Source organism: Klebsiella sp. 10-1 (assembly GCF_009758445.1).
Lineage (GTDB): Bacteria > Pseudomonadota > Gammaproteobacteria > Enterobacterales > Enterobacteriaceae > Klebsiella > Klebsiella scottii.
The window spans coordinates 25,618-44,336 of record NZ_WQRE01000008.1 but is presented as its reverse complement, the minus strand read 5'-3'; the positions used below and the strand labels follow the sequence as shown (position 1 = coordinate 44,336).

At 59.4% G+C, this 18,719-nt stretch carries 17 protein-coding genes; 11 read left to right on the top strand and 6 right to left on the bottom strand.

Features of this window, described 5'->3' with window-relative positions; all coding sequences use genetic code 11:
* Positions 1 to 69: 69 nt before the first annotated feature.
* Positions 70 to 1,470, bottom strand: coding sequence for an aminotransferase-like domain-containing protein (locus GO007_RS23515; protein WP_095104197.1), 1,401 nt, complete (start codon positions 1,468 to 1,470; stop codon positions 70 to 72).
* Between the two features lie 364 nt (positions 1,471 to 1,834).
* Between GO007_RS23515 and GO007_RS23510 the strand changes: the two genes are divergently transcribed.
* From GO007_RS23510 to GO007_RS23475, 8 genes are read left to right on the top strand one after another with little or no spacing between them, the layout of a single operon-like run.
* Complete coding sequence (locus GO007_RS23510) at positions 1,835 to 2,317, top strand: MSMEG_0572/Sll0783 family nitrogen starvation response protein (RefSeq protein ID WP_095104195.1); 483 nt, start codon at positions 1,835 to 1,837, stop codon at positions 2,315 to 2,317.
* Between the two features lie 10 nt (positions 2,318 to 2,327).
* Complete coding sequence (locus GO007_RS23505) at positions 2,328 to 3,332, top strand: Nit6803 family nitrilase (RefSeq protein ID WP_223261818.1); 1,005 nt, start codon at positions 2,328 to 2,330, stop codon at positions 3,330 to 3,332.
* A complete protein-coding gene (locus GO007_RS23500) occupies positions 3,292 to 4,401 on the top strand; it encodes an MSMEG_0568 family radical SAM protein (protein ID WP_095104193.1) in 1,110 nt (369 codons plus the stop codon). The genes GO007_RS23505 and GO007_RS23500 overlap by 41 nt, the downstream gene beginning before the upstream one ends.
* Before the next feature lie 10 nt (positions 4,402 to 4,411).
* Positions 4,412 to 4,975, top strand: coding sequence for an MSMEG_0567/Sll0786 family nitrogen starvation N-acetyltransferase (locus GO007_RS23495; RefSeq protein ID WP_095104192.1), 564 nt, complete (start codon positions 4,412 to 4,414; stop codon positions 4,973 to 4,975).
* The gene (locus GO007_RS23490; protein ID WP_095104190.1) at positions 4,972 to 5,934 is read left to right on the top strand and encodes a sll0787 family AIR synthase-like protein; all 963 of its coding nucleotides are present in this window, start codon (positions 4,972 to 4,974) and stop codon (positions 5,932 to 5,934) included. The genes GO007_RS23495 and GO007_RS23490 overlap by 4 nt, the downstream gene beginning before the upstream one ends.
* A gap of 11 nt (positions 5,935 to 5,945) precedes the next feature.
* Positions 5,946 to 6,236, top strand: a complete 291-nt coding sequence (locus GO007_RS23485; RefSeq protein WP_095104189.1) for an MSMEG_0570 family nitrogen starvation response protein — start codon at positions 5,946 to 5,948, stop codon at positions 6,234 to 6,236.
* A 17-nt stretch (positions 6,237 to 6,253) separates the two neighbouring features.
* On the top strand, positions 6,254 to 7,519 hold the full coding sequence (locus tag GO007_RS23480; protein WP_095104188.1) for an MSMEG_0569 family flavin-dependent oxidoreductase: 1,266 nt from the start codon (positions 6,254 to 6,256) through the stop codon (positions 7,517 to 7,519).
* A complete protein-coding gene (locus tag GO007_RS23475) occupies positions 7,500 to 9,170 on the top strand; it encodes an AMP-binding protein (RefSeq protein ID WP_095104186.1) in 1,671 nt (556 codons plus the stop codon). Before GO007_RS23480 ends, GO007_RS23475 begins: the two co-directional genes overlap by 20 nt.
* 21 nt (positions 9,171 to 9,191) lie before the next feature.
* On the opposite strand, the gene GO007_RS23470 is transcribed toward GO007_RS23475, so the two are convergent.
* From GO007_RS23470 to GO007_RS23455, 4 genes are all read right to left on the bottom strand, one after another.
* A complete protein-coding gene (locus GO007_RS23470; RefSeq protein WP_095104185.1) occupies positions 9,192 to 10,034 on the bottom strand; it encodes an energy transducer TonB in 843 nt (280 codons plus the stop codon).
* A 167-nt stretch (positions 10,035 to 10,201) separates the two neighbouring features.
* Positions 10,202 to 11,137: a FecR domain-containing protein gene (locus GO007_RS23465; RefSeq protein WP_095104184.1), complete on the bottom strand. Its 936-nt coding sequence runs from the start codon at positions 11,135 to 11,137 to the stop codon at positions 10,202 to 10,204.
* Positions 11,138 to 11,158: 21 nt separating this feature from the next.
* Entirely contained in the window at positions 11,159 to 11,671 is a 513-nt protein-coding gene (locus GO007_RS23460; RefSeq protein WP_095104183.1) for a sigma-70 family RNA polymerase sigma factor, read from the bottom strand.
* Positions 11,672 to 11,828: 157 nt separating this feature from the next.
* Complete coding sequence (locus tag GO007_RS23455; RefSeq protein ID WP_223261817.1) at positions 11,829 to 14,390, bottom strand: TonB-dependent receptor; 2,562 nt, start codon at positions 14,388 to 14,390, stop codon at positions 11,829 to 11,831.
* A 294-nt stretch (positions 14,391 to 14,684) separates the two neighbouring features.
* On the opposite strand from GO007_RS23455, the gene GO007_RS23450 reads away from it, so the two are divergent.
* Entirely contained in the window at positions 14,685 to 15,896 is a 1,212-nt protein-coding gene (locus GO007_RS23450) for an FAD-dependent oxidoreductase (RefSeq protein WP_095104178.1), read from the top strand.
* A 117-nt stretch (positions 15,897 to 16,013) separates the two neighbouring features.
* Complete coding sequence (locus tag GO007_RS23445) at positions 16,014 to 16,451, top strand: hypothetical protein (RefSeq protein WP_143350195.1); 438 nt, start codon at positions 16,014 to 16,016, stop codon at positions 16,449 to 16,451.
* A gap of 62 nt (positions 16,452 to 16,513) precedes the next feature.
* Here GO007_RS23445 and GO007_RS23440 read toward each other — a convergent pair whose 3' ends face one another.
* Complete coding sequence (locus tag GO007_RS23440; protein ID WP_045853240.1) at positions 16,514 to 16,672, bottom strand: YqaE/Pmp3 family membrane protein; 159 nt, start codon at positions 16,670 to 16,672, stop codon at positions 16,514 to 16,516.
* A 1,112-nt stretch (positions 16,673 to 17,784) separates the two neighbouring features.
* On the opposite strand from GO007_RS23440, the gene GO007_RS23435 reads away from it, so the two are divergent.
* The gene (locus GO007_RS23435; RefSeq protein ID WP_095104164.1) at positions 17,785 to 18,000 is read left to right on the top strand and encodes a hypothetical protein; all 216 of its coding nucleotides are present in this window, start codon (positions 17,785 to 17,787) and stop codon (positions 17,998 to 18,000) included.
* The last annotated feature ends 719 nt before the right edge of the window (positions 18,001 to 18,719 follow it).

Sequence of the window (18,719 nt, the reverse complement as noted above, 5' to 3'; positions counted from 1 at the left end):
CCTCACTGGACGCATTATAGAATGGTCTTGTTTAGCGCGGACAGCGAGGCTTCATTGCCCAATACGCCCCTACAAAATCACGCTGCCAAAGTTCAGCGGGTTGCGCATCACGTGGGCCAGGGTATGTAAATTTTCAGTGCAGACTTCCCGCGACCAGGCGCCGCCGAGGCAAATACGTATGGCGTCCGGCGGGTTGTTATCGGTACAGAACGCGGCGCTGGAGACGGCGCTGACCCCGAGATCGCGCAGTTTCACCGCCATTTCCGCAGGGTTCCAGTTAAAATGCCGGGGGAGCTGCAGCCAGAGGTGGAAGCCCTCCGGGGTTGCCCGATAGCTGAACTCCTTGAGAATATCTGCGGCTATTTTCTGGCGGATCGCCGATTCGGCGCGCACCGACTGCAATACCCGATCCGCCGTCCCCTCCTGAATCCACTGCGCGGCCAGGGCGTTGGTCAGCGGGCTGGCCATGACGTTCAGCGCCCGCAGCGCCCCCGCCAGCAGCTGCGTATTACGCTTGCCCGGACCTTTAATAAACGCCGTGCGCAGCCCGGGGCCGAAGCACTTCGACATTCCGGTGAGATACCAGGTCAGTTCGGGAATCAGCTCGCTGAAAGAGGGGATATGCCGGGTCGCCAGCGCGGCGTACGCCTCATCCTCGATCACCGGGATGCTGTAGCGTAGCGCGACGTCCGCCAGCGCCTCGCGCCGGCGTAACGGCAGGGTCAGGGTGGTCGGGTTTTGGATCGTCGGGTTGACGTAGAGCGCGCGAATATTGCCGGTCTGGCACTGATGTTCAAACGCGCGCGGCAGCGGGCCGTCCTCATCGCAGGGGAGGGATTGCAGCGTAATATTCAGCTGGCTGGCGATGGCTTTCAGCCCGGGATAGATTAAATCGCTGACGCACACGCTGCCGCCGTGGCGACACAGCAGCGTCAGCAGCCCCACCAGCGCGCTGTGGATCCCCGGCGCGACCAGAATCTCGTAGATGCTGACCGGCGGCAGCTGCTTCTCCAGCCACACTTTCGCCATCGCTTTATCATCCGCCTGGCCGCCAAAATCCTGGTAGCGCAGCAGGCCCAGAATATTTTTCTGGGTAAATAGGTTAATGGCCCCTGCGGCGATCGCCTGCGCCAGCTCTTCTCCCGGCTCAATCGGCGAGTTCATGGTCATCTCATAGCTGCTGCCGCCGCTGAGCGGCACCGAGGGCACCTTGCCGCGGATAAAGCTCCCCAGCCCCGGACGAGAGTCGATCAGCCCGCGCCGCCTGGCTTCGGCGTAGCCGCGGGTCGCCGTGGTGTAGTTCATCGCCAGCAGGACCGCCAGATCGCGTAGCGGCGGCAGGCGGTCGCGGGGCTGAAACTCTCCGCTGTTGATACCATCGGCAATGATATCGGCAATCAGCAGGTAGGCCGGGCGCGCCGTATGCTGCTGTTGATGGGTTTTCCAGCGGTTGGCGATTTTGTTCAGCATGGGGATCCCCTGAAAAGAGCGGCAAAGAGGGACACTATTCCCTGTTGTCGGGTGCTATGCAATCATATTTACTATTGATTGCATCATTGATTGCAGAATGATTTTGATTGTGTGCATTTATGGTGCAAAAAGGCATCAAATCGGTGCGTTTACCGCGCCGGTGTCCACCTCGCCGACGATAAAGGCGGCGCGACAGGCCACGATAAAATTTTTTTAGCGCACAATTTGAGCAATTGATAGGTCATTGATTGCATCCCCACGATCGCCCGCTGGCACGGCGCTTGCTCCACTCCCATGGCATCACCTGCAGATGTGCCATAACGGGGAGAGAGACTCCCCCCATAACTATCGGGAGAAGAGCGCTATGCCAAAAGTTACATTACCCGCCCACCAGACCGGTGATTTCTTTGTCGATTATGAAGAGAAAGTCTTTGAGGACGTGAAGGCCGAGCCGGGGCAGAAGGCGCTGGTGACGTTCCACACCGTCGCCTTCGAAGGTTCGATCGGCTTCGTCAATATGCTGCAGGCGACCCGCCTGCAGCGCAAAGGTTTCGCCACCTCCATCCTGCTGTATGGCCCGGGGGTGATGCTCGGCGTGCAGCGCGGGTTCCCCACCCTCGGCGCCGAGGCTTTCCCTGGCCATCAGAACTACGCCAATCAGCTGACGAAGTTTATGTCCGAAGGGGGGAAAGTCTACGCCTGCCGCTTTGCCCTGCAGGCGCTGTACGGCCACGGCGAACCCTCTCTGCTGGAAGGTATTCGCCCCATCAGCCCGCTGGATGTGCTCGATCTCAAACTGCTCCACGTGCGGGATAACGCGGTCATCATCGACACCTGGACGATGTAAACGGAGGCGCATGATGGCTGAATCACGCATTATTCGCGCGGCGGCAGCCCAGATTGCACCGGACCTTCATGAGGCCAGCAGGACGCTGGCCCGGGTTCTGGAGGCAATCGACGAAGCTGCGGAGCAGGGGGCGGAGATCATCGTTTTTCCGGAGACGTTTGTCCCCTACTACCCCTACTTCTCGTTTATTACCCCGGCGATCAGCGCGGGAGCCGCCCATCTCAAGCTGTATGAACAGGCCGTCGCGGTGCCGGGGCCGATCACCTGCGCCGTCGGCGAGCGCGCGCGCCTGCGCGGCATCGTGGTCGTACTGGGGGTGAACGAACGCGATCGCGGCACGCTCTACAATACCCAGCTGGTTTTCGATGCCAGCGGCGAACTGGTGCTCAAGCGGCGCAAAATCACGCCGACCTACCATGAACGCATGATCTGGGGGCAGGGAGACGGCGCCGGGCTGAAGGTGGTGGATACCGCCGTCGGTCGGGTGGGCGCCCTGGCGTGCTGGGAACACTACAACCCGCTGGCGCGCTATAGCCTGATGACGCAGCACGAAGAGATCCACTGCAGCCAGTTTCCCGGCTCGCTGGTCGGCCCCATTTTCGCCGAGCAGATGGAGGTCACGATTCGCCACCATGCGCTGGAGTCCGGCTGCTTTGTCATCAATGCCACCGGCTGGCTGAGCGAAGAGCAGATCGCTGAACTGACCCAGGATCCCGCCCTGCAGAAGGGGCTGCGGGGAGGTTGCCACACCGCCATCATCTCGCCGGAGGGTCGCCATCTGGCGCCGCCGCTGACCGAAGGCGAAGGAATACTGATTGCCGATTTGGATATGGCGCTCATCACCAAACGCAAACGGATGATGGATTCGGTCGGACACTACGCCCGCCCGGAATTGCTGAGCCTGCGTCTGGATAATACGCCGGCCCGCTATGTCGTGACGCGTGAAGCAGAACCCGAAACCGGAGGAGGTCGCGATGCAGAACATACCGTCCACTCGCCAACAGCTGATTACTGAGCTGCTGACCCAGGGGGTTAACGTCATTAACCCCCAACAGGAGCACGTCAGCCGCCACGGCGGCGCCGGGCCATCGGATCATCAGGCGATGAACGTTGACGGCGTGACGGTGATGGTGCCGATATACACCCACGCCGCCCATCGCTCGCCGTGGCAGGTGAAGCATGAAGCGTCCGGCGCCTCGCGGCTGTTTAACAACGCCATCCCGGTGCGGGAGATAAGCTTCGCCAGCAAACCCAGGTTTTACGATCGGCAAACGGCGGACGGGATCCCCTATTCGCAGATTGCCACCCTGCACGGCACCGACGTGCTGGCGACCACCGTATTACAGACCTGTATTCGCTATGAAAATCGGGCGAAGGCCTGCCAGTTCTGCGCCATCGGCCAGTCGCTGGCCGCCGGGCGCACCATTGCCCGGAAAACGCCGGAGCAGCTGGCCGAAGTGGCGAGGGCGGCGGTGGAGCTGGACGGGGTAAAACACATGGTGATGACCACCGGCACGCCGTCGGGCAGCGACCGCGGCGCGCGCATTCTGGTGGAAAGCGCCCTCGCTATTAAAGCCGCGGTGGACCTGCCGCTGCAGGGGCAGTGCGAGCCGCCGGGGGACGCGAAGTGGTTTACGCGGATGAAAGAGGCCGGTATCGATGCGCTGGGGATGCACCTGGAAGCGGTGACGCCGGAGGTCCGCGCGCGCATCATGCCGGGCAAAGCGCAGGTCAGCGTCGAGCAGTACCTTGAGGCTTTCGCCGACGCGGTGGCGGTCTTCGGGCGCGGGCAGGTCAGTACCTATATTCTCGCCGGCCTGGGCGATACGCCGGAGGCTATTCTGTCGCTATCGCAAACGCTGATTGGTCTGGGTGTCTATCCGTTCGTCGTGCCCTTCGTGCCGATCGGCGGTACGCCGCTGGAGCACCATCCGGCGCCGGACAGCCGGTTTATGTCCTCGATTTTGCAACCTCTGGGCCAGATGCTGAACCAGGCTCAGCTGCGGTCCAGCGATATCAAAGCCGGCTGCGGCCGCTGCGGCGCCTGCTCGTCGCTCTCCAGCTTTGAACAGGCGACGGCCTAAGGAGCGCGCGATGAACGAGTACGCCGGATATACCATTAAATGGGTCACGCTGCCGTGGGAGCGCGAGAAGGCCTATGCGCTGCGTCGGCAGGTCTTTTGCCGCGAGCAGGGCCTGTTCGCCGATGACGATCGCGATGAGATCGACGGCCACGCCCACCTGCTGGTGGCGCTGGGCTGCGTGGCCGGCTGGCACGACCGGGTGGTCGGCACGGTGCGTATCCACCAGCTGTCGCCGCGGGTCTGGCTGGGGTCGCGGCTGGCGGTGGACGCCGCCTATCGCCGTCAGGGGCAACTGGGGCCGACGCTGATCCGCCTCGCGGTATGCAGCGCGCACGCCCTGGGCTGCGACGCCTTTTATGCCCAGGTCCAGCATCAGAACGAGCCGCTGTTTCGCCGCATGCACTGGCAAACCCTGGAGTGGCTTGAGCTCCGCGGCGTCAAACATGCCCGGATGCAGGCTGATTTAGCTTTTTACCCGCCCTGCGACGACCCCCAGAGCGGGATGGTGATTCATCGCGCGCGGCCTCAGCGAACCGCTGACGCTGCGGCCTTTCTGACGGAGGTGCGGGTATGAATCCGAGCCTGCCGGCGCTGATCGCGCGGCTACATGCCTTTAGCGGCATTGCGCATAAGCGCGATATCCAGCAGGTGGCGCGCGAGCTGCGCGACGCCTGGCCCAATCCGTCTCCCAACGGCGATGATTGCGCGCTGATCCCGGACGGCAGCGGCTACAAGCTGCTGGCGATTGAGGGGTTTATCAACCGTTTTGTAGAGGAGGACCCGTGGTTTGCAGGCTGGTGTGGGGTGATGGTCAACCTGAGCGATATCGCCGCGATGGGCGGGCGCCCGCTGGCGGTGGTCAACGCCCTGTGGGACGAGGCGCAGCCGCACGCGGCGCAGATCTTACGCGGGATGGCCGCGGCCTCGCGCGCCTATCGGGTGCCGATCGTCGGCGGACATACCAACCTGCGCAGCGAGCGGCCGCAGCTGGCCGTGGCGGTGCTCGGCGAAACGGCCAGCCCGCTCAGCAGCAGCGCGGCGCGGGCCGGCCAGACGCTGATGGTCGCCATCAATCTGCAGGGAGCCTGGCACCCGCCGGGAAATAACTGGGACGCGGCGACCCGCGCGGATCCCGCCGAACTGCGTCGGGCGCTCGCGCTGCTGCCGGAGCTGGCCGCCGACGGGAGCCTGCGGGCGGCGAAGGATATCAGCCAGGCGGGGCTGGCCGGGACGCTGACGATGATGCTGGAGAGCTGCGGCCTCGGCGCCGAGGTGGCGCTTGAGCAGATCCCGATCCCGGCGGATATCGACCTGGAGCAGTGGCTGTGCGCCTTTCCCAGCTTCGGCTTTCTGCTGGCGGTGGACGAGGCGCGTTGCCACGAAGTGGCCCGGCGGTTTGCCGACTGCGGGATCGCCTGCGCCGCAGCGGGGCGTTTTACCCATGAGCAAAAGCTGATCCTGAGCTACCGGGAGCAGCGCGCGTGTTACTGGGATCTGACGCAGCAGCCGTTTACCGGCATGACTCACCAATAGAGGAACAGACAATGCCTGCAATGCATTTTGTGGTGCGCTGGCCCGACGGCAGCAAAGACACCTGCTATTCGCCGTCAACGGCGATCGAGAAATACCTGTTGATCGACCATCCCTACGCGCTGAATGAGTTTGTACAGGTGGCCACTAGCGCGCTGGACGAAGCCAGCGAAAGGGTCAAAGCGAAGTTTGGCTATTACTGCTCCAGCGCGCAGGATCAATCGGCGGCGATCGTGCAAAAGGCGGCGCAGTTCGGCCCGGAGCAGAGAGTCACGGTAGAAAAAATCACCCCCATTACAGCCTGACGTTAACCGAGAAAACGATGAATACGAACTCCTATCCTGTCGTCATTATTGGCGGCGGTCAGGCCGGTCTTGCCATGAGCTGGAGCCTGACGCAAAAAAACATCCGTCATATTGTGCTGGAACGCCATCGTCTGGCCTGGGCCTGGCGGGAGCAGCGCTGGGATAACTTCTGCCTGGTGACGCCAAACTGGCAGTGCAGGCTTCCCGGCTTCCCTTATGACGGCGACGATCCCCACGGCTTTATGCTGCGGGACGACATTGTGGCCTACGTCGAACGCTACGCCAGGAGCTTCAACGCCCCGCTGCGCGAAGGGGTCAACGTCCAGCGCGTAGTGAAGCGCGACGGTGGTTTTACGCTGTTTACCTCCCTCGGCGAGCTGCAGGCCGACCAGGTGGTGGTCGCCGTGGGGAACTATCATCGCCCACGCTTTCCGGATCTCGCCGCCCGGCTCCCTGAGCGCATTGCGCAGATCCATTCCGCCCACTACAAATCCGCGCAGCAGCTGCCGGAAGGGGAGGTGCTGGTGGTGGGTTCGGCGCAGTCCGGCGCGCAAATTGCCGAAGATTTACACCTCGCGGGGCGTCGGGTGCATTTATGCGTCGGCAGCGCGCCGCGGGTGGCGCGTTTTTATCGCGGCCGCGACGTGGTGGAGTGGCTGGACGATATGGGCCACTACCGCCTGACGGTCGACGATCATCCGCAGGGTGAAGAGGCCCGACGCAAAACCAATCACTATGTGACCGGGCGCGACGGCGGGCGCGATATTGATTTACGCGCGTTTGCGCTCCAGGGGATGCGGCTGCACGGGCGTCTGCTGGAGTATGCCGATGGAAAACTGCACACTGCCGACGACCTGCGGGCCAACCTTGACGGCGCCGACGCCGCCGCGCAAAAAATTAAAGACAGCATCGACGCCTGGATTGCCCGGCAGGGCATTGATGCCCCGGTCGAGGCCCGATATCAGGCGCCGTGGCAGCCCGAGTCCCCTGCGGAGCCGATCGATCTGAGGGCGATTTCGGCCATTATCTGGGCGGTAGGCTTCCACACCGATTTCAGCTGGATCGAGGCCCCGGCCTTCGATGAGAAAGGCTATCCGCGGCATCGGCGCGGCGTGTCGGTTGAGCCAGGCCTCTATTTCCTTGGGCTGCCCTGGCTCTGGACCTGGGGATCGGGGCGTTTCGAAGGCGTAGGCGATGACGCCCTGTGGCAGGCGGACATTATCGCCCGCCGTGCCGGGCATATCGCCGCGCGGGAGGTTATCGATGCGAACAGCGCAGAGTGATGATGATCCCTTCCTGCGCGACTTCTGGCGGGAAGAGGCTGCGCGGCTGTACTGGGAAACGGATTTTACCGGGGTAGTGGAAAACATCGACGGCGGCCCGCGCTGCCGCTGGTTTACGGGCGGGCGCACCAATCTCTGCTTTAACGCGCTGGATCGCCATTTATCCGCGAAGGGGGAGAAGTGCGCCATTATTCATCGTGATTATCTCGGGCAAACGCACCGGCTTAGCTATCGCGAGCTTTGGCAGCAGGTCAACGCCCTCAGCAGCATGATGCAAAGCTGGGGGGTGAAGGCTGGGGAGCGGGTGCTCATCGCTCTGCCGATGACGCCGCTGGTGGCGGTCGCCATGCTGGCGTGCGCGCGCATTGGCGCGGTGCATGTCGTGGTCTATTCCGCCGTCACCCATGAAGCCCTGATGCAACGCATTGCCGCCAGCCAGCCGGTGCTGCTGTTGCATAGCCGCGAGCCGCGCGGGCGTAAGGCATTGCCCGTGATTGACGAGCGGATGGCCGGCCTGCGGGTGGTGGATGTCCACAGCCAGGCGTTTGGCGAGCGGTTGGCGCGGCATCGCGGCCGCGTCGTACCCTGTACCTGGCTTGCGGCCTCCGCGCCTTCGCATCTGCTGTTTACGTCGGGGACGACGGGGGTGCCGAAAGGGATCGTCCGTGATACGGGCGGCTATGCCGTGGCGCTACTGGCCAGCCTTGCGCATCTCTTCCGGCTACGGGACGACGAGATTTTCTTTACCACCGCCGATGCCGGATGGGTGACCGGGCACAGCTACGGCATCTATGGGCCGCTGCTGGCGGGGCTGACGACGGTGCTCTGCGAGGTTAACTCGCCGGGAGAATACTGGTGGCAGATGGTGGAAACGCTCGGCATCACCCGGATGCTGACCATTGCCGGGGCGATCCGCATGGCCCGGCGGCAGGGCAGGCCGCGCGCCGATCTGACCTCGCTGCGCACGCTCTATCTTGCCGGCGAGCCGCTGGATAACGCCACCGATGAATGGGTGGCTTCGCAGCTGGGGGTGCCCTGCGAAAATCATTACTGGCAGACCGAATCCGGCTGGCCGCTGCTGGCCGGCTCCGGCAGCGCGCTCTCGCCGGTGTTCACCCGCGCGGTTGAGGTGGTTCATCCCGCCAGCGGGAAAACCTGCGCGTCGGGTGAGGCGGGCATGCTGGTGATTAACGGCACGCTTGGCCCCGGAGGGATGTCGACGCTGTGGCAGAATGATATCCAGCACGACCAGTACTACTGGTCGTATTGGCATCGGCAGTGGCGCTATGCCACCCACGATTGTGCGATAAGGGTTGGCGAGCGGATAGTTATCCAGGGACGGATGGATGACGTGATGAATATCGGCGGCAAGCGCATCGCCACCGCAGAGATAGAAAACGCTCTGATGGGGCTGGAGGGGATTGTCGAGGTGGTCGCCGCCGGGACGGCGCACTACCTGCTGGGGGAAATGGTGGCGCTGTTCGTGGTCACCGATATGGCCGACCCTGCGCAGCAGGCCGCGCTTAAAAAAAGCATTTGCGCCCGGCTGGTGGCGAGATGCGGCCGCTTTGCCGTGCCGCGGCGCATCCACTTCACCTCGGCTCTGCCTAAAACTTTCTCCGGGAAGGTGATGCGCCGCATGCTGGCGTAGAAGCGGCGGGCGCCTTGTGCTTCACCGCCGCGCCTCTCTGAGATCGAAACGAATCGGGAGCGTCACGCTGAACGACGGCTGTCCCGCCCGGATATCATCCGGCGGCGGAGGCAGCGGGGCGGCCCGCTTCGCCAGCTGCTCCGCTTCCCGGTCCAGCGAATCCACCCCGCTTGAGCGGAGTAACTTCGCCGTCAGCACGTTGCCCTGGCGATCCAGGGTGATGCTGATATACACCACCCCCTGTCGCTGCTGCCGGAGCGCCACGGCGGGGTAGCGCTTAAAGCGGCTCAGGTGCGCCAGCAGCTGCCCGCTCCAGTCTGAGCTCATCTGGTTCGATTGCGGCGCCGCCATGTTCTGCGGCGCCGCGACCTGCTTATCGTTCATCGAGGGCGGCGCGCTGGTATCCGCTGCGGCAGACGTTTTTGACGGCGTCACCTCCCGTTCAGCCGTTGTTTTAGGCGGCGTCGGGTCTTTGCGTTTAGCGGGCTTGCTTTTCTTTATCTCCGGGGATGTTTTCGGCTCCGTGCCTTGCGGAGCCTGGGTCAGCGCTGGCCTGGTCTCCTCTGTCACCTCCTCCTTCTGCGCCACAGGCTGGCTGCTGGGTAGGGCGTGCGTTTGCTGCACTCCGGTCGGCATTTTCTCCGGGCTGGCGACGGATTGCGCCTGAGTGGCCATCATTAACACCACCATTGGCGTGGCCGCCGGCAGCGGCGGCGGCGGGCTGGACTGATAGCAGAGCCAGCCCAGCAGCATCACGTGAAGGAGCAGCGTCAGCAGACCTGCGAAAGTCCACCGCCTTCCCGCGCCGCGTTCCCATCCCTGCGGGAAAAAGGGGTCAGCAGACAGTGCGTTTTTATTTAACATGGAAAAGTCACCACCGGTACAGGAGAGCAGGCCGTCGCGAGCGTGATGCCGCAACGTTAATCAGAGTCGGATAATAGACAGGACACTCTGCCCGGCCGGAAAGGGCACTGCTGGCGGAAAGAACGAAATATAACGCCATAAAAATATCATTATCAGAGTAAAGGACTTCAGGAGACGCTGACAAAGTATTTTGACAGATAGTTTATCTGTACCGGCAGGCTGTCAGGCAGCGAATCAAGAATGCGGTCGGTGTTATTGAGCGGGAAAACTCCCGACAGTCGCAGATTAGCGACCTCCGGCCGGTAGCGGATATAGCCGCGGCGGTAGCGGGCCAGCTCGTCGAGGAAATCTGCCAGCCGCATATCATCGGCCACGATCAGCCCTTTTAGCCAGGCCGGTTCCGCCGGCACCCGGTGTAACGGGCTATACCCGCGTTCATTGAGCCACAGACCATAGCCCGCATTGACGGTCACGCTCTGGCTGCCTGCCGCCGGACGGGCGCTCAGCTGGCCGCGATACACCGCAATATCGCTCTGCGTATCGCCCAGCCGGATCGCGAAGCGGTTGTTGTGCGCGATGAGCTCGCCCTGCGGCAGCTGCAGCCGCAGTAACCCGGCGTTTTGCGGCGACGTCACCATCATTTCCCCGTTCAACAGCGCCACCCGCTGGCCGTCGTCGTGGGAGGCGACATTGACCGCCGTTTGCGTGTTCAGCATCAGCTGCGTGCCATCCGCCAGGGTCACATTTTTCTGTTCGCCGATCGCCGTGCGATAGTCCGCCAGCCAGGGCCGCCAGAGGCTGTTCCCGGCGCCGATCCCCACCGCGCCGGTCAGCCCGACGACGGCAATACTCTTCAACAGCCGGCGGCGCTGGGGGTTGGCCAGACGGGACAGGCTCTGCTGCGCGGCCATGCCATTAAGCAGGGAAAAGCCGGAGGAGAAGGCGCCGATCTGCTGCCAGGCCTGGGCATTTTCCGGCCGCGACTGATACCAGCGCTGCCAGTTTTCCCGATCCTCCTGGCTGGCGTCTTCCGACATCAGCTGCGTCAGCCAGATGGCGGCTTCGCGGGCGCTTTGTTCATTGAGAGTGGATGAAGGACTCATGCTGGTATCAACACGCCGCTATTACGATGATAAGGCAAAGAAACATTGCAGATTCGCGCGTTGCAAATACTGTTTGACCGAGCTGGCGGAGACCCGCAGCCGCTCGGCAATATCGCAGTAGCGCATGCCCTGCAGATGGGCCAGCAGGAACGCTTCGCGCACCGGCGCGGGCAGGCCGTCCAGCGCCTGGTCCAGCTTTTCCAGCATCTCGATCGTCTGCAGACGGATTTCCGCCGACGGGGATTCGGCCTCCGGCAGCTCGCTCAGGGCCTGCAAATAGCGCTCCTCAATGTGCTTGCGCCGGTAATAGTTGGCTACCAGCCGGCGCGCCACCGTGGCTAAGAAGGGGCGGGGATGGCGAATGGTCGTAAGCTGCGGGCTGAGCAGGATGCTGATAAAAGTATCCTGCGCCAAATCTTCGGCATGCCAGGCGCAGCCGACCTTTTGCCGCAGCCAGTGGCACAGCCAGCCGTGATGTTCACTATAGAGCTGCTGGGCAAACCCGTTAGCGATTGCAATATCTTTCCTTGCCATTCGGCACACCAAACATGATAGCTTTAAATGAAAATAAGAATCATTACTAATTAAGATAATGTAAGTTATGTGTCAAGAGATTGCTGATTATTTACATTACGCCGGGGATTCAGGAGGGGGGAAGCAGGGGAGCCGACGGCTCCCCATGGGTAAAACGTCAGAAACGCTGGCTGACGCTGAATTTAATATTCCGCCCGACGCCGGACACGGATTCGCCCAGGTAGGGGTAATATTCGTGGTTGAACAGATTGTCCACCGCCACCCGGGCTTCAAACCCTTTCAGCGCCGTGGGCTGCCAGGAGGCGAACAGGCCGTGCAGGGAGTAGCCGGCGGTTTTCGGCAGCGCCCATACGGAGGCGAGCGGATCGCCGTCGGCCGGCGAACGGTCCTGTTTACGCACAAAGTCGCCGGTCCAGCCAAACGCCGCATCCCATTGCGGTACTTTTATCCCCAGCACCGCGTGCGCGGTGACCGGCGGAATTTCCGCAATCCAGGTCTGGTTGCCCCAGGGATCGCGCGGGGAAGCATCGCGCTTACCGCGGATCGCGGAGTACGCGAAGCTGCCGAACACCCGATCGCTATCGTAGAATGACTCAATTTCCACGCCTTCAATGGTATAGCCCGGCAGGTTACGGTAGTTCGACAGCGGCTGGCCGCACTCCCCTCCGCTTCTGACGGCGTCGCACAGCACCCCGCGACGATAGAAGATTTCATCCTTGCCGCGGTTACGGAACAGGGTCGTACGAATTTGCAGGCTGTCTTCTGCCGTCAGTAAGTTGTTGAAATCCAGCACCGCGCCTAGCCGAATTCCGGTAATACGCTCCACCTTCAGATTACGGCTGGTGCCGGGAACGCTGGAGCTGGCTGACTGAACTTCGTACTGTTCATCAATGACCGGCGCGCGCCAGGTGCGGCTTATGTCCGCAAACAGCGACAAGTTGGGCGTGGCTTTCCAGATAGCCCCCAGGTGCGGAGACCAGCCGGTGTAGGTGACGCTGCTGTAATCATGCCCGGCGGCAGGATCGCTATCGTTATAGCGCGGCGCGCGGTTTGGCTGGCCCGTGTTGGTGACGTGATCGAAGCGCACGCCGGGCGTAACGGTCAGGCTACCGAAGCTGACCGCATCCTGCAGATAGGCGCTGCGGGTTTCCTGCTCGCCCGCCGGCATATAGTAGGGCTGGAAATAGCCGTAGTTGTAGCTGGCGCTATTTTTCTGCGCCGGATAGTACATCAGCGTATCGCGTTTATGCTTATGCCAGCGCACGCCAAACAGCAGCTTATGATCGAGCGGGCCGCTGCTAAAGCGGCTCTCGTTGTTCATATCGAGCTGCTGATCGACATAGCTCACCCAGCTCTCGTTCCCCAGAGAACCCAGATAGCTGTACTGTGACGCGGAGTCCGGCCGTTTATCATGCTGTTCGGTTTTCGAGTGGGCGTAAGATACCGTCAGGTTCAGCAGCGGCTGCTCTTCCGGCGCCAGGTTCCATTTTACCGAATAGTTGGTGTCTACCTGATCGCGATACACCAGGATGCGCCGCCACGCCTCATCCCGGCCGTAGCGGTCGATATCCGCCTGGCTGGGGGCGCTGATATCATCGCGCTTGGCGGCAAAAGGCTGCCAGCCGTCGGACTCGGAGCGCATTGCCGACAGGGTTAACGTCTGCGCATCGGTCAGATACAGGTTAGACTTCACCAGCCACGAAGCCTGATCGTTGGACGAGTAGGCAAAGCGCGTGCCGTCAGGCCGTTTAATGTTGCCCCCGTCGCGTTTGCTGAAATAGACCAGCCCGTCGGCAAACCCTTCCTCGGTGCGGCCATATAGCGCGCCGCTGTAGATCCCCTGGCGATCGTTGGTGTGATAGCTGTATTTCAGCAAACCGCCAAAGTTCTCTCCGGGCTGCAGCATATCGCCGGCATCTTTGGTTTCCATCGTAATGGTGCCGCCAAATCCGCCGTTGCCATTCAGCAGGTTATGCGGGCCTTTATCGACGTCAACGCGCTTGAGCAGCTCCGGCTCGATGAACACCGAGCCCTGGCGGTATTTTTCGAATCCTTTGGGCGCGCCGTCCAGCACCACGTTGACATCTTCCATATCGCCCATCCCCCAGATGTTCAAACTCTGTCCGCCGGGGCGAGGGGAGCCGGCCATCGAGACGCCGGGCAGGCGATCGAGCAGGCTGGCGACGTTATCGGCCTGTACGCGCGCGATGTCTTCCTGATTCAGGGTCGAGCGGCCGGCCGAGACGCTATCGGTTAAGCCGCTGACTACCGACAGCTCCGGGATCACCAGATCCTCAAGCGGTTCGGCCGCCACCAGGCGATAACCGTTTGCCGTCTGCCGGGCGCTGAGACCGCTTCCCGCCAGCAGGCGGCTAAAGGCTTCTGCCACACTGTATCGCCCCTGCAGGCCGGCGGTGCTTTTCCCCCGGGTTTGTTCTGGCGTAAAGGTCAGAATGACCCGGGCGCTGCTGGCAAGGCTTTGTAACGCCGGGTTCAGATCGCCGGCAGGAATGGCGAAAGACTGAACATCGGCCTGCTGCGTCGGCTGCGGCTGCGCCTGTGCGGAAAAAACGGCGGTCGCGCAGGAGGCAAAGACCAGCAGCCCGCACGCGGGCCTGAGCACTCTGCCGGCGGCCCGTTTTCTGCCGGAATGATGAATATGCCGCCGGACGTTTGTGCCGGACATGTTGTTTGCCGCGCTTTTGTTTTTTATAGACATCGACTGTTCCCTGAATGTGTGAAACTGGAATCTCAGTAGAGAGGTCACCCAGGCGACAAAATCGGGCAGAGATTTAATGAAAAAATTTCTCATCTGGCGGCTAAACCTGCGGACAGGCGGTATCAGCCGGCTATTTTCCCGCACGGCGGCCCGCCAGACGCTTGAACAGAGGGCAATCCGCATGGCGCAACGGGTTGACAGTTTTATCTGATATTGATAATCATTATCAATACGCTATTTCTTCCACGACGCGTCGATTCACTGAAAGCGGGTCGTTCCACGGGGCTTAAGAGCATGGCATCATCCTCGATCGCGTCTTACACCACCGATTGCTGCATCGTAGGCGGCGGCCCTGCCGGGTTGATGCTCGGCTATCTGTTAGCCCGGGCGGGCGTCAAGGTAACGGTGCTGGAGAAGCACGATGATTTTCTGCGTGATTTCCGCGGCGATACCATTCACCCTTCCACGCTGGAGCTGATGCATCAGCTTGGTCTGCTTGACGATCTCCTGACGCTGCCGCACCAGCGCGCGGAAAACCTGTGGGCGGAGATCGCCGGGCGCAACGTGATGCTGGCGGACTTCTCCCGTCTGCCGACGCGCTGCAAATTCATCGCCTTTATGCCGCAGTGGGAATTCCTCACTTTCCTCGCCGGGCGGGCCGCTGCTTTTCCCCATTTCACCCTGATAAAGTCGGCGCAGGTGGCTGAGCTGCGCTATGAGCAGGGCCGGGCGTGCGGCGTGCTGGCGGAGACCCCGGAAGGGCCGATCGAGGTTGCCTGCCAGCTGGTGGTCGGCGCCGACGGGCGAGGCTCCGTGGTGCGGGAAAAAGCGGCGCTCAGCAGCCGCTCGTTCGGCGCGCCGCGGGATCTGCTGTGGATGAAGCTCAGTAAGCATGCGGGCGATCCGCAATGGTCGATGGGCCATACCGGACCAAGGCGCAACTTCATCATGATCGATCGCGGGGATTACTGGCAGTGCGGCTATTCGATCGAGAAGGGGAGCTTCGATACGATCCGGGAGAGCGGACTGGAGAAATTCCTGCTGCAGGTGGCCGAGGTGGCCCCGTTTCAGGACGATCGCTTTCAGGAGATTGCCGGCTGGGAGCAGGTGAAGCTGCTGAGCATCCGCATCGACAGGCTGGAGCAGTGGGCGAAGCCGGGCGTGCTGTGCATTGGCGACGCGGCGCACGCCATGTCGCCTATCGGCGGAGTGGGCGTCAATCTGGCGATTCAGGATGCGGTGGCCGCGGCTAACGCCATTATCCTGCCGCTGCGCCAGCGCCGTTTGCAGCTAAAGCATCTGCAGCGCGTGCAGCGGCGGCGCGATTTCCCCACCAAAGCCACGCAGTTTTTACAAATTAAAATGAGCCAGCGCAGGACGAAAAAACGCCGCGCGGCTGGCGGCTCCGGTCTGATGACCTGGCTCAGCAACAGCCGCTGGCTGCCTCGGTTGGTCGGTAGGATCATCGGCCTGGGATTCCGTCGCGAAACGCCGCGTGGGTTTTAGCGGCAGGCGGATTGCCCCGCGGCGGCGGAATAGATACGCGGGCACCGCCGCACTGTTGTTGTAAGAGGTTGACCACATAGCCGTATTTCGGCCAGCGCTAATGATAGGGATTCCATAATGAGATGGCTGCTTTTGATAATCGCTTCTTTGTCACAGATCTCCTGCACGTTAAGAGTCGGGGATGAAAAATTGCTAAAAGGAGGTGCAATTGAATATCTTGAAAAACACTACAGCACGGCAACCAGAACGCCTTTTATCGGCGGGGCCATGTACGTCAATATGCGGCCCTATTTATACCCGATGATCGTAGATTATTGCGTGGCGAACAAAAATAAGATGGTGGATAACTGGTGCGTGGATAGTAAAGGATTCCCACTTTTCAGGGTGCAAAATGATTCGGTCAATACGGTGGTTGCGTCGACGGGGAGCGCATTGATTACCATGCCCGGCGACGGCGGCTGGCTCAGCGTGATTGAAAGGAACAATATCGTTTCCGATCGGGAATGGCTGCAAACGGCTCAAGAAACCTATCACTTTAAACCCGAAAATAAATAGTCACTATTTTGTTCCGGGTTTAATACACCAAACGGCGTCCGGGCGCCGTTTGGTGCGGTCGGTTAATCGCGGCTTTGCACCCAGAACGCGTGAATCAGGCCGGGAATATAGCCCAGCAGCGTCAGCACGATGTTAAGAATAAACGCCCAGCCGAATCCTTTACCCAGCAGTACGCCAAGCGGCGGCAGAATAATCGTTAAAACAATTCTCCAGAATCCCATATACGCTCCCTCTAAGTAAAATTAACCGTTTCCCTGATTAAGCTTAGTAATTCTGCCCGAGAGTGCCAGTTTGCCCTGGGGGTTTACTCTCCTTTACGCTTGCTAGCGGACGTAAAGGAGCGCGGGTCAGAGTCAAAATGAAGATTTGATGTACAGCATGTCATCTCCCAATATTGACTATTTCCCTGCATCTTCGGAGATGCCTCGCGCTGTATTCTGCAAGGCCGACCTGAACTTCATGATTTTCTTCCTTCTGTTCAGCCAGCGCGCTTCGCCTTATCTCCATAGGGATACTGGATGAAATGCGCAATGACCCTTTGTCCGAAACCAGACTTACAACAGAAATCTATGATCCAGGCCCTTCCTCTTTTATTCCATTCTGAAGGATGCAATCTGAACTCCGGACCGTTGAGGAGACGTTTCTCTGTATCTGCTTCAAGGTAAGCCCGAGGGATATAGGCCAGAGAAAAACTCCGTGTATCCCTCCAACAGCAGTCCCGTCAGCCACCGCTGCATCTTTATCGATGCCGGCACCAAACGCTGAGGTCAGCTCTTTAAGGCTTAGGCCTCTCATTTCTCTTACTCCATTTATCAATTAATGGCGACAATAGTAAAAAAATAATTGTCGTCATTAACGCGTATGCTGCTTTTATGCCTATGTCATGGTTAGTTAAGGATCTCCAGTCAGGGCTCATGCACTGTATGACCAGAAATAAAATAAAATACAAGATGATTTTTGCACAGAAATTCAAGAGTGTTTTTATTTTCATAAATTTCCCTGGGTGGTTAAATAAAAATAATGGGGGTGGTAAAGTAAGAAAAAATCTTTAATGGTTTTCATCATTAATATACAGAAGAATGAGATGAAATAAGTGGAACCGCTGCAGATAAACTTAATATAGTAACGGCTTGATGTAATTTTTACCCTTCATTTATTATAACCCACTCCTCTATCCTCTTTTTCGCAAACTCCATCTTGCTTTATCCTGTTCAGAAGATAGCGATTGTCATTTCCTTTTATTTGCAAAGCTGACATGACAGACGCGCAAAGTCAAATATTAATTTTAATTGAATCATCTATATTGATGACGGCTAATTGATGGGGGAAAGAAATGAATTACAAGAAAATTTATGGGAAGGAATTAAACATCACGGTCGCTAATGATTTAACGGAACTGTACAATTTAAAAGCGAAGAGCGACGAAAGTCCGCTGAAAAGTGCTATCAAGCTTCACAACGTTCAGTTTACGTCACTTGTTCCTTCAATTGCCGATCAATGCTCCGGGTCTCACGGTGGAGAAGGCGTGGTTTCGTTTATTGAGGAATAGCGAGTATTGGTTGGTTTTCGAGGGAGGGATATATATATTTAAAAATATGATTTTGCTTTTTCAGGCGAGCATGTTTGGCTAATTTTTATCGTGGCATCGATGAGCGCGTCGGTCTGGGAAAAGAATCTTCCCGGATTTATAATCAGTACCAGTATAAAGGCGAGGCGCGTTTTAAAATCGAATACCCTTAGGTAAATTAAATGCTTGTCATATGTGAGTTATGTGTTTTAGAGTGGTTAAATTCTGGTGCTGTTTCCTAACATCTCGTTTTTAAAATAGGAATCTTATCAGCCGCTATTTTCAGGTTGCTGGAACAGGCGACTATTTTCAGAAAGTTATCGGATGTTTTAATATGTTTCTACCGCACATGGTGGCCTGCAGCACCATACTCCAGCTTCTTTTATCATTCGCGTTCGCCATCTTATGCGTCTCAGCGATCCCGGTTGCCTGCCAAAATGAAGCGATCAGGGGCGTATCTGGCTGAATATACCGCTGGCTGCTAAGAGGGAGAATTCAGTATGGTATGACTTACCGAAAGCGGCGATTAATACATTAATCAGTTTGATAACATTTTACGGCCTCGCGAATGCATTTGAATTTATACCTGGTTACATCAATGTCAACTTAGAAACAAATTGATGATCTATTTATGGATGTTGATGAAATAAATAGATATCCCTCGCATTTTGCGTATTGCGATATGGATTTTCTACAGCGGA